The sequence below is a fragment of the Hymenobacter profundi genome, from assembly GCF_019334315.1.
Lineage (GTDB): Bacteria > Bacteroidota > Bacteroidia > Cytophagales > Hymenobacteraceae > Hymenobacter > Hymenobacter profundi.
On sequence record NZ_JAHWGL010000132.1, the window covers coordinates 1 to 11,146 of the forward strand.

Annotated in this window: 9 protein-coding genes; 4 read left to right on the forward strand and 5 right to left on the reverse strand. The window is 58.5% G+C overall.

The window, feature by feature from the left end; all coding sequences use genetic code 11:
* Positions 1 to 100 precede the first annotated feature (100 nt).
* Together KYK14_RS20085 and KYK14_RS20090 are read left to right on the forward strand one after the other, a co-directional pair.
* The gene (locus tag KYK14_RS20085) at positions 101 to 901 is read left to right on the forward strand and encodes a heme ABC transporter ATP-binding protein (protein WP_246601952.1); all 801 of its coding nucleotides are present in this window, start codon (positions 101 to 103) and stop codon (positions 899 to 901) included.
* Positions 902 to 1,088: 187 nt separating this feature from the next.
* Complete coding sequence (locus KYK14_RS20090) at positions 1,089 to 2,129, forward strand: hemin-degrading factor (protein WP_219161457.1); 1,041 nt, start codon at positions 1,089 to 1,091, stop codon at positions 2,127 to 2,129.
* A gap of 148 nt (positions 2,130 to 2,277) precedes the next feature.
* On the opposite strand, the gene KYK14_RS20095 is transcribed toward KYK14_RS20090, so the two are convergent.
* Positions 2,278 to 2,520, reverse strand: coding sequence for a hypothetical protein (locus KYK14_RS20095; RefSeq protein WP_219161459.1), 243 nt, complete (start codon positions 2,518 to 2,520; stop codon positions 2,278 to 2,280).
* 12 nt (positions 2,521 to 2,532) lie between these two features.
* A complete protein-coding gene (locus KYK14_RS20100) occupies positions 2,533 to 4,077 on the reverse strand; it encodes a SulP family inorganic anion transporter (protein WP_219161461.1) in 1,545 nt (514 codons plus the stop codon).
* Between the two features lie 692 nt (positions 4,078 to 4,769).
* Here KYK14_RS20100 and thiL point away from each other — a divergent pair.
* Positions 4,770 to 5,798, forward strand: a complete 1,029-nt coding sequence (thiL, locus tag KYK14_RS20105; protein ID WP_219161462.1) for a thiamine-phosphate kinase — start codon at positions 4,770 to 4,772, stop codon at positions 5,796 to 5,798.
* Between the two features lie 188 nt (positions 5,799 to 5,986).
* Here thiL and KYK14_RS20110 read toward each other — a convergent pair whose 3' ends face one another.
* The 3 genes from KYK14_RS20110 to KYK14_RS20120 form a co-directional block, all read right to left on the reverse strand.
* Entirely contained in the window at positions 5,987 to 6,961 is a 975-nt protein-coding gene (locus tag KYK14_RS20110) for a transglutaminase family protein (RefSeq protein WP_219161464.1), read from the reverse strand.
* Between the two features lie 213 nt (positions 6,962 to 7,174).
* Complete coding sequence (locus KYK14_RS20115) at positions 7,175 to 8,110, reverse strand: alpha-E domain-containing protein (protein WP_219161466.1); 936 nt, start codon at positions 8,108 to 8,110, stop codon at positions 7,175 to 7,177.
* A gap of 101 nt (positions 8,111 to 8,211) precedes the next feature.
* A complete protein-coding gene (locus KYK14_RS20120; protein WP_219161468.1) occupies positions 8,212 to 9,660 on the reverse strand; it encodes a circularly permuted type 2 ATP-grasp protein in 1,449 nt (482 codons plus the stop codon).
* 359 nt (positions 9,661 to 10,019) lie between these two features.
* Here KYK14_RS20120 and KYK14_RS20125 point away from each other — a divergent pair, with 359 nt between their 5' ends.
* The gene (locus KYK14_RS20125) at positions 10,020 to 11,084 is read left to right on the forward strand and encodes a zinc-binding metallopeptidase family protein (RefSeq protein ID WP_219161470.1); all 1,065 of its coding nucleotides are present in this window, start codon (positions 10,020 to 10,022) and stop codon (positions 11,082 to 11,084) included.
* Positions 11,085 to 11,146: the final 62 nt, after the last annotated feature.

Sequence of the window (11,146 nt, forward strand, 5' to 3'; positions counted from 1 at the left end):
GCGTCTCTACATCGTGCACTAGTTAGTAAAAATAACGTCCTGTTACTGATTGGTAATCATTATAATATACAAGTGTTATAGACTTGGTTAACGTCAATTTTTGAAATCCCTACCCATGTTCGACGTACAACATATAAGCTATCAAATCGGGAGGAAGATCCTGCTGCAACAGGTTTCCTTCCGCGCCCGCCCCGGCGAATTGATGGTGATACTAGGAGCCAATGGGGCGGGCAAATCTACCCTGCTGCGCCTACTCAGCGGCGACTTGCTACCCAGCGGCGGCAGTGTCTCATTTCGGGGGCAGCCCTTGGCAAGTCAGTTGCCGGGCGAGCTGGCGCGGCACCGTGCTGTACTCACGCAGCAGCACACGCTGGCGCTGGCTTTCTCGGTGGAGGAACTGGTGATGATGGGTCGCTACCCACGTTTCCGGGGGCAGCCTAGCGCCCACGACCACTTTGTGGTGCGGGCGGCGCTGGCGATGGTAGGCCTAACCGACATGGCCCAGCGCAGCTACCCCACGCTCTCGGGTGGGGAGCAGCAGCGGGTGCAGTTGGCGCGGGTGCTGGCCCAGGTGTGGGAGGCCGACCCCGGCTACCTGCTCCTCGACGAGCCCCTCACCGGCCTCGACCTGCACCACCAGCACCGCACCCTGGCCGTTGCCCGCGAGCTGGTAGGCAAGGGCTTCGGGGTAGTAGCCGTGCTACACGACCTGAACCTAGCCGCGCAATTTGCCGACCAGGTATTGCTATTGCACCAAGGGCAGCCGCTAGCCTACGGTCCGCCTGCCGAAGTGCTAACGGCCGCCAACATCCTTGCCGGCTTCGACTTGCCTGTGCAGCTTGTGCCGCATCCTCATCACGATTGCCCGCTCATTGTACCGTGCCCTACGGTGAATTGGTAGGGTAGGGATGAGCCCTGTCTTAGTCTGTCATCCTGCGCTTGCGAAGGACCTTTTCATGTATGAACGAATCGTTAGTTCGCTTAGTCGTGCTGCCGTGAGAAGGTCCTTCGCTCCGCTCAGGATGACACACGAATCAGGAAAGGCCGATACTTCACAACTTCACAAACTCACAACTTCACCATTCCTTATGTCAACCGCCACTATACCAACCCAAACCCTCGCCCAACGCTGGGCCGAGTACCGCCATCAGAATCCCAAAAGCCGCATTCGCAATGCTGCCGACGACCTGGGCGTGAGCGAAATGGAGCTGCTGGCGACCCAGTGCACCGGCCAGCCCGACGCGCCCGTAACGCGCCTGCGCGCCGAGTTTTCGAACATTCTTCAGCAAGTGCCTACCCTGGGCCGCGTGATGGCCCTCACCCGCAACAACAGCGTGGTACACGAGCGCAAAGGTCCCTACCTCGACGTATCGATAAATGGCCCCATGGGTCTGGTGCTGGGCGAAGACATCGACCTGCGCCTGTTTCTGATGCACTGGCAGCATGGTTTTGCGGTGAGCGAGGACGGCCGTCGTAGCCTTCAGTTTTTTGCCAACGACGGCGAGGCCGTGCACAAAATCTACCTCCTCGAAGACAGTAATGGTGCTGCCTACGACGAGCTGGTGACCCAGTTTACAGCCGAAAACCAGTCGCCAGACGTGACGGTAGAGCCCGCGCCTACCCCCGCCGCCGAGGCCGCCGACGAGACCATCGACGTGGAAGGCTTCCGGGCGGCGTGGCGGGCACTACCCGATACGCACGCATTCTTTGGGGTGCTGCGCAAATTCGGCGTGACGCGCACGCAGGCCCTGCGCCTGGGGCCGCCCGAGCTGGTGCGCCAGGTAGGCAACGATGCCGTAGACCAAGCCCTGCAAGCCGCTGCGGCGCAGCAATTGCCCGTGATGCTGTTTGTGGGCAGCCGCGGCTGCATCCAGATTCATACTGGCCCCGTGCAACGCATTGTGCCCATGGGACCGTGGCTGAACGTGCTCGACCCGAATTTCAACCTGCACCTCAAGGCCGAAGATGTGGCCGAAAGCTGGGTGGTGCAAAAGCCCACCACCGACGGTATTGTGACCTCGCTGGAGCTGTTTGATTCGCAAGGCAACAACCTGCTGCTGTTTTTTGGCAAGCGCAAGCCGGGTATTCCGGAGCAGGACGCGTGGCGTGTGCTGGTGGCGGGACTATAACAGCAGCAACGGCCCCGACCAAGCAAAGCGTTTGGTCGGGGCCGTTGCTGGGCTCACACAGTGAAACAACAGAGGCAGATTGCCGGCTGGTAGCAACCGCTAATGATCTGTACTGGTTGCAACAGAGGCCGAGTGGAGTGCCACCGGCTCATAATAGAAGCTGCATCAGCAGGGCAGTAGTTAGCCCAAACAGAAACACAATGGCTACCCACCACATCACCTGCCGAGACAGGCCGGCGGGCTGGGGCCACCAAAGCGCCCCCGGCAAGGCCAGCAGCGAGAACGTGTGTGACAGCGGCGCGCCGCTGCTGTGCAAGCAGCTGCCAGTGAGGATCGTGAGCAGTGCGCCCACCAACAGCAGATACTGCTGCCAACGGGGCAGATGGGGCACGGGCAGCATCGCTTAGTACATGACGTTTGCGCCCGCTACCGTGTAGAGCGGGTCTTCCAAAATGTTGACGTCAATAATCGAATTGGCTTTGTTCAGCAACTTGCGGCAATCGGGGCTAAGGTGGCGCAGGTGCACCGTTTTGCCCAGCCGGTGGTAGCGCTCGGTGAGCTTGTTCAGCGCTTCTAGGGCCGACATATCGGCCACGCGGCTTTCCCGGAAGTCGATAATGACTTCATTCGGGTCGTTCACCATATCAAACTTTTCGCCGAAGGCCTGCACCGACCCGAAAAACAGCGGCCCGAACAGCTCGTAGTGCCGTACGCCCGCCGCATCCACGTAGTTGCGGGCGCGGATGCGGGTTGCGTTTTCCCAGGCAAAAACCAGGGCGGCAATTACTACCCCAATGAGCACCGCCAGCGCCAGGTTGTGCAGCAGCACCGTAATGGCCGTTACCAGCACCATGACCACCAAGTCGGCTACGGGCATCTTGCCGAAGGTTTTCAGCGATGCCCATTCAAAGGTGTCCACGGCCACCATAATCATCAGGCCGGTGAGGGCCGCCATGGGCACGCGCTCGATAAGTGGCGCGCCAAATACAATGAATACCAGCAGCATCATCGCCGCCACAATGCCTGAGAGGCGGGCGCGGGCGCCGGAAGAAATATTAATCAGGCTCTGCCCAATCATGGCGCAGCCACCCATCCCGAACAAAAAACCGGAGGCAATATTAGCCGCGCCCTGGGCTACGCATTCCTTGTTGGTGCTGCCACGGGTTTCCGTGATTTCGTCGATGAGGTTCAGCGTGAGCAGGCTTTCAATCAGCCCTACCCCCGCCATAATGGCAGCGTAGGGGAAGATGAGTGTGAGCGTGGCCAGCGTGAGCGGCACGGCCGGAATATGAAACGGCGGAAAGCCACCTTCGATGGAGGCAATGTCGCCTACTGTTTTGGTGCTGATACCCAGGCCGATAACCAGGGCCGATACGACCACAATCGCCACCAGCGAAGCCGGTACTACTTTGGTCAGGCGGGGTAGGCCAACAATAATGAGAATGGTGAGGCCCACCAGCCCGAGCATCGTGAGTAGGGGCGTACCCGTGAGCCAGTGGTGCCCGCCCGCCGCGTCTACCGTCTGAAACTGCACAAGCTGCGACAGGAAGATGATGATGGCCAGACCATTGACGAAGCCAAACATAACCGAGTGCGGCACCAGACGGATAAACTTGCCCAGACGCAGCACCCCGGCCACCACCTGTAAGCTGCCCGCCAAGATAACTGTGGCAAAGATGTACTCTACGCCGTGGCTCTTGGCCAGGGCCAGCAGCACCACCGCAACGGCCCCCGTAGCGCCCGAAATCATGCCGGGGCGCCCACCCAGCACTGAGGTAACCAGGCCCATCACAAAGGCCGCATACAGGCCCACCAATGGCGACAGGCTCGCAATAAGCGAAAAGGCCACGGCCTCGGGCATCAGGGCCAGCGCCACCGTCAGGCCCGAAAGAATCTCGTTTTTATAATTGACCTTGTACTGCGTGAAGTACTGAAAAACTTGTTGCATGAAAACACTGAAAATGAGCAAAAAATGAGCTGCCAACCTCCGGCAGGAGGTGGTAGAATGAAATTTTATGCTGATTTCAGGGTGGAGTAAGCTGGCAAAACATCATACGCGGCGAGTTGCATTCTATCCTGCCACGCGCACCCGAAGGCATAGTGGCAAATAGGGGATACAAAAGCAGGGCGCTGGTAGCGCACATACGCCAATAGAGGAGGCACGACGCCGGAAAGCACCGAAAAGCAATACAGAAAAAAAAGGAAGGCTCCGTGTGGAGCAAAGCGCAGTCTACCCGGCAAGCGGATACATAGAATAAGCGCGCCTAGAATCCTATCCGCAAAAAGGTAGGCCCACACAACCAGGCAATGCTGCAAAAGCATAGTGCCACAATCCGCCGCTAAGGCGAGTCAGCCTACAAAAAAGGCTATGCAGATTGTCAGACAGTACACTTATGCAGCAAGATTCACATTGGAGTAGTGCGGGTTTGTGTACGGCAAAGATACGCGCTACTGGCTAATCCGTCAATTATGCAGTGCGGGCCGACTGGTTTTTGAGGATGGGCAGGTTTCTGCTCAACCACGTATCCTACCTGGGGTATAGGAAGGGAAGGGCCGCCATACTACACGCTGGTGGTGGCTACCTTTGCCAAACAAACCCGGATCTTCTGTCCCCAGACCTTATAAACAGCAGCACCTCCTATGAGTTCCGTTACCCCCCTGAACGCCCTCGGCGAGTTTGGCCTGATCAACCGCCTTCAACAAACCATTACCCTACGTCAGCCCAGCACTACGCTCGGCATCGGCGATGATGCGGCCATTCTGAGCCCTGCCGCCGGGCAGGATACCGTTATCAGCACCGATCTGCTGGTAGAAGGCGTGCATTTCGACCTCACGTTTTGCCCCTTGAAGCACGTGGGTTATAAGGCTGTGGCCGTGAACGTGTCGGATGTGGCGGCCATGAACGCCACGCCTACCCAGATTGTAGTGGGTATTGCCGTGGGTGCCCGCTACTCCGTGGAGGCCATTGAAGAACTGTACGAAGGTATGCGCCTAGCCTGCGAGGCCTACAATGTGGATCTGGTAGGCGGCGACACCACCGCCAGCCGCGGCGGCCTCACCATCAGCGTAACAGTGTTGGGCCAGGTAGCCCAAAGCCAAGCCGTGCGCCGCAGCGGTGCGCAGTCCAACGACTTGCTGTGCGTAACCGGCGACCTGGGCGGCGCCCTGCTAGGCCTGCAAGTGCTGGAACGCGAAAAGCAAGCCTGGCAAGCCGACCCCGAGTTTCAGCCTGAGCTGGAAAAGTATAGCTACGTGGTGCAGCGCCAGCTCCGCCCCGAAGCCCGCATGGACATCATCTACGAGCTGCGCGAACTGGGCATCACTCCTACCAGCATGATTGACATTTCGGACGGGCTGGCCTCCGAAACCCTGCACCTGTGCCAGGCCAGCGGGGTAGGGGCGCGCATCTTCACCGAGAATCTGCCCATCGCCAACCCTACCTTGGAAGTAGCCGAGGAATTCAACCTCGACCCTATTATGTGCATGCTCAACGGCGGCGAGGACTACGAGCTACTCTTCACGGTGCCCCTCGCCGACCACGACAAAATCAAAAACCACCCCGATATCACCATCATCGGCCACATGGTGCCCCAGAGTGAAGGCGCTAACCTCATCACCAAAGCCGGCCAAGCTGTGCCCCTGCAAGCGCAAGGTTTCAAGCATTTCTAGCGGGTAAGGAAAGCGCCTGTCACCAGAACGGCGAAAGAAAGAACGTCATGCTGAGCGTAGGCGCAGCCGTAGCCGAAGCATCTCTATCGCAGTGGTAATCCTAATCGGCAGGAATTACTCACGGTAGAGATGCTTCGGCTACGGCTGCGCCTGCGCTCAGCATGACGTTCTGGTTATTAGCCCCTTTGCTACTGTTGTTGCTGTTGCTGTTGCTGTTGCTGCAAATCCAGATACTTGCGGTAGGAGTTGACGGGGGATATAGGCGCAGCTACCTCCTGCATGTAGATAGGCTCAACGGGGGTAGGGGCAGCCAGAGGCGTGCCGTTTTCGATGTGCACAGACACCTCCAGGCGATGGGCGCTGGTGCCTTTGTAGGTGCCCTTCACAGGGGTGCAGTCCATGAAATTGCGGCCGATGGCCATGCGCACGTGGCCATCATTCACGATGCAGTTGTTGGTAGGGTCGAGGCCGAGCCAGCCGTAGAACGGAATGTAGGCCTCCACCCAGGCGTGGGTGGCGCCGGTGCCGCGCACACCCTCGTCTTTGGGGCAGATATAGCCGCTCACGTAGCGCGCCGGAATGTCGTAGAGGCGTAGCATAAACAACAGGATGTGCGCAAAATCCTGACAGACACCAGCTTGTAGCCGCCAGATTTCTTCGGTGGGCGTTTCCACGTTGGTCACGCCCTGCTGATATGCAAAGTGGTCGTAGACGTATTCCGACAGCACCAAGGCATTTTTCAGCGGCTTCTCCGTGCGGTTCACCACGGTATCCAGGGTAGCGCGAATGGCTTCGGTAGCGGCTGAGGGCTCCCGGGTGAGGAAGTCGAAGAACTCGGCGTCGCCGCGCAGGGCGCGCAGGTGTTGCCACTGCTCAACGGCCGGCTGCTCGTCCATCGGAAACTGGATGGGGTGCGTCACCACTTCCGCCAGCGAGTCAATCAGCAGTTCCGAATGCGGTGCAATCACCGAAAACACACCGACTTGGTTGCCGAAATAATCGGTGAACACCTCTACTTCCGGGGCGTGTGAGATAATCAACTCGTGCTTCTTCACCTCCAGCCGGTCGTCGGCCAGGGGGTATACCATCACTTGGTTAGCGCAGTCAATAACCGGCGCGGCGTAGGCGTAGCGGGTGCGGTGCTTGATGGTATAGGCAGGCATGGGAGTATAAGGTAAGGTATGAGGGTAGGAGGGTATGGGGTGGGAGGGTAGGAAGGTATAGAGGTAGGAGTAGGAAGTAAGTCTGTCATCCTGAGCTTGCGAAGGACCTTATCACGACTGAACGACAAGCGTAACAACGACTCGTTCAGTCGTGATAAGGTCCTTCGCAGGCTCAGGATGACAGGCAGTTTTTATGACAGGTTTCCATCACCGCTAGTTATACCCAAAATAAGACGTGTTCAGCGCGCTGGCTACGTCCAGCAGCTGTTGGCGGGTTTGCAGCAGGAAGCTGGTGAGTTGCTCGGGCTCCTGGGCCGAAAGGCGACTGTAGCGTACGGCCGTGCGCACTTTGCCAATCAGAAACGCAACGTGCGCGTGGCTTTCGGGGAGGCTCTCGGGTTGCAGGCGGCCGAAGTAATACGCCAACTGATCGAGGCTGTAGAGCAGCGCGTGCGGAAACTGTGTGTTATACACGATGAATTGCAGCACGTTTTCCGTATTAAACGTGCCCTTATACGTCTTGATATACTGCTCGTAGCCCACCAGCGAGTACAGCAGGTAGCGCAGGGCCGGCGCATCGAGTGGGTGCACGGCGTGCTCCTTCACGGTGGCCCACCGCACGCGCAGAATGTCGGTGGTCTGGATGGCGCGCTCCAGGCACTTACCGATGCCGAGGTAGGCGTAGCCCTCGTCGCGGGGCATGGTGTGCTGCACGGTGCCGGCATAGAGCAGCGCCTGCCGCAGCAGCGCATCCAGGCCCGAAATGGGGTCTTCGTGGGTGATTTGCTGCCCTACCTCCGGGTCGCGGATGACGTGGTAAAAGTCGTTGAGCGACTGCCACACTTCTTTGGTGATGTGGTCCTGCACGGCGCGGGCATTCTCGCGGCCCTGCAAAATGTTGCGGTAGGCCGAGGCGCCGTTGTTGCGGTCCAACACCAGGTGCGTCAGAATGGGGGTAGAGTGGCCATCCAGCTGCGCCAGCTCGTCGGGCGTGAGGTCGCCGTAGAGCTGTAGAAACGGCCGCCAGTTGAAATCGTAGATTTCGTTTTGCGAGGCAATGTAATTCGTGCGAATCACCTGAAGCATCGACTGCGTGCGCTCCATGTAGCGCGCCAGCCAGTAAATCGTATCCGCAACGCGACTAAGCATAATATTGTAAGCTGTTAGCTGCTAGCTCGTATTTGAAAAAGTAGTGTGGCAGGAGTTGAAGGAAAGCTAACAGCTATCAGCCAATAGCTAACAGCCAAATCCTACTCACCAAGCACCCACGTGTCTTTGCTGCCGCCGCCCTGGGAGGAGTTCACGACGAGAGAGCCTTCCTGCAACGCCACCCTAGTAAGGCCGCCGGGCACAATATCGATGCCGGAAGGGCCGTAGAGGGCGAAGGGGCGCAGGTCGACGCGGCGGGGCTGGAGCACGCCGTTGAGGTAGCACGGCGTCGACGACAGGCTGATGATGGGCTGGGCGATGAAGCTGCGCGGGTCTTCTAGAATAGCTTTGCGGAAGTCGTCCATCTGCTCCTGGGTGGCGGCGCTGCCAATCAGCATGCCGTACCCGCCCGACTCGTTGGTACGCTTAATCACCATGCGGTCCATCTGGCTGAACACCAGCTGGCGCAGGTCGGGGTCGGCCATTTGGTAGGTAGGCACGGTCTTCAGAATCGGCTCCTCGTTGAGGTAGTACCGAATCATCTCGGGCACGTAGCTGTACACAGCCTTATCATCAGCCACGCCGTTGCCCATGGCATTCACGATGGCCACGTTGCCCTTGCGGTAGGCCCAGTACAGCCCCGACACGCCCAGGGCGCTATCGGGCCGGAACGCCAGCGGGTCCAGAAACTCGTCGTCGACGCGGCGGTAAATCACGTCCACGCGTTGCAGACCTTTGGTGGTTTTCATGTACACGAAGTGGTTGTGCACAATCAGGTCGCGGCCCTCTACCAGCCGGATGCCCATAAGGCGGGCCAGCGTGCTGTGCTCGAAGTAGGCCGAGTTGTAGATGCCCGGTGAGAGCAGCACCACGGTCGCGTCGCTGTCCTGGCGGCCGGCGAGGGCCAGCAGGTTGCGGTACAGCAAATCGGGGTAGTCCTTCACCGGCTGCACGTTGTTTTTGGGCAGCAGATCGGGGAAAATGCGGTAGGTGATGCTGCGGTTTTCCAGCATATACGACACTCCCGAGGGCGTGCGCAGGTTGTCTTCCAGCACGTAAAACTGCCCGTCGTTGTCCCGAATCAAATCCACGCCCGCAATGTGTGTGTAGATGTCGTGGGGCACGTCTACGTGCATCATCTCGCGCAAAAACTGCGGACACGAGTACACCAGCGAAGCCGGAAGCAGCCCATCTTTCAGGATAAACTGCTGATGGTAAATGTCCTTTAGGAAGATGTTAAGCGCCCGCAAGCGCTGCTTGATGCCGGCCTCAATATGCAGCCACTCCCGATGCTGAATGATGCGCGGGATGATATCAAACGGGAAAATCTTCTCGATGCCCTCGCCGCTGCTATACACCGTGAAGGTGATGCCCTGGCTCATGAACAGCTTCTTGGCCAGCTCGTCCTTGCGAGTCATCTCGGAGGCGGGCAGGTTCTCGATGGCCGTCACAAAGTGGGTGTATTCTGGCCGGATGCCGTCGGCACCGAACATTTCGTCCCACACCTGCGGCTGTTCCTGGTAGGCTTTTAGTAGCGAATCTTCCTTCATACACAGAATAGGTAGGCGGTAGGGTAGGGGTAATGGGCTATTCAAGTTGGAACGTCATGCTTCGACTCCGCTCCACTAAGCATGACATTCGGGATTTTTTCTTCTCCTGATTCAACTGAGCCCAAAGCGGTTTTCCATCGTGGCCAACAACTAGCCACTGCATAGGTGCTACGGCAAACTACTGAAAAAATGATAACTAATCGCACTAAAATACCGGTGTGGTGGCAATAAAACAGCGAGTCAGTAAGTGAAATAGCAAAATGCGGTACCCTCCAACTTATCCCGATTTTCGCCGTTTGATAGGCCACGCTACCCGGCTGGTACTTGCAACCAACTAGCCCTTAGCCGCCTACCCTCCTATGCGCCTCTTCCACTGCACCCACTGCGGGCACCTGCTCTACTTCGAAAACAACCGCTGCGAAAAGTGCGGCTACGTGCTGGGTTTCGATGCGGCCCATCTCCAGCTTTACCCGCTGGTGGAGCAGCAGCCCGGTATTTTCGAGCTATACAGCCAGCCCGCGCACGGCACTTACCGCTACTGCGCCAATCACGTGCACGACGTGTGCAACTGGCTGGTGCCCACTACCAGCGACAATACGTTTTGCCAGGCCTGCGACCTAAACCACACCATTCCCAACCTCAGCAAACCCGAGTACCTCACGCGCTGGCGCACCATTGAGGTAGCCAAGCACCGCCTGGTGTACACGCTGCTGCGCCTGGGCCTGCCCGTGGTCAGCAAGCGGGTAGAGCCGGAAACCGGTCTGCAATTCGACTTTAAAGCCGACGAAAACCCCGACGGCCAGCAGGGCGAAAAAGTAATGACCGGCCACGCCAACGGCCTCATTACCTTAAATATAGCCGAAGCCGACGATGTGGAGCGCGAAATGGCCCGCCAGTCGATGGGGGAGCTGTACCGCACCATGCTGGGCCACTTCCGCCACGAGGTAGGGCACTATTACTGGGACCGGCTCCTGGCCGACTCGCCCTACCTGCCCGAGTACCGCCGCCTGTTTGGCGACGAGCGCCAGGACTATGGCGAGGCTCTGCAACGCCACTACGACCAAGGTGCCCCCGCCGACTGGCCCCAGCACTACATCAGCTCCTACGCCACCATGCACCCCTGGGAAGACTGGGCTGAAACCTGGGCGCACTACCTGCACATCACCGACACGCTGCAAACCGCCCACGCTTTCGGCCTGCGCATCAATCCGCAAGAAGCCGAAACCGAGGCCAACCTGCGCGCCACCATTCAAGACCCCTACCAGCTACAGAATTTCGACGAAATTCTGCGCCAGTGGCTACCCCTCACGTTCGCCATGAATAGCCTCAACCGCAGCATGGGCCAGCACGATCCCTACCCGTTTGTGATTGTGCCGGAAGTGGCCGAGAAGCTGAGCTTTATTCATGAAATGGTGAGGTTATGAAGTTGTGAAATTGTGAGTTTTCGTTCTGTCATCCTGAGCGCAGCGAAGGACCTTCTCACGAT

What these genes read in the sequence shown, in the direction of transcription:
- KYK14_RS20090 (WP_219161457.1), top strand. Translation starts at nt 1,089, where the DNA reads ATGTCAACCGCCACTATACCAACCCAAACCCTCGCCCAACGCTGGGCC.
- KYK14_RS20100 (WP_219161461.1), bottom strand. Translation starts at nt 4,077, where the DNA reads ATGCAACAAGTTTTTCAGTACTTCACGCAGTACAAGGTCAATTATAAA.
- thiL (WP_219161462.1), top strand. Translation starts at nt 4,770, where the DNA reads ATGAGTTCCGTTACCCCCCTGAACGCCCTCGGCGAGTTTGGCCTGATC.
- KYK14_RS20110 (WP_219161464.1), bottom strand. Translation starts at nt 6,961, where the DNA reads ATGCCTGCCTATACCATCAAGCACCGCACCCGCTACGCCTACGCCGCG.
- KYK14_RS20115 (WP_219161466.1), bottom strand. Translation starts at nt 8,110, where the DNA reads ATGCTTAGTCGCGTTGCGGATACGATTTACTGGCTGGCGCGCTACATG.
- KYK14_RS20120 (WP_219161468.1), bottom strand. Translation starts at nt 9,660, where the DNA reads ATGAAGGAAGATTCGCTACTAAAAGCCTACCAGGAACAGCCGCAGGTG.
- KYK14_RS20125 (WP_219161470.1), top strand. Translation starts at nt 10,020, where the DNA reads ATGCGCCTCTTCCACTGCACCCACTGCGGGCACCTGCTCTACTTCGAA.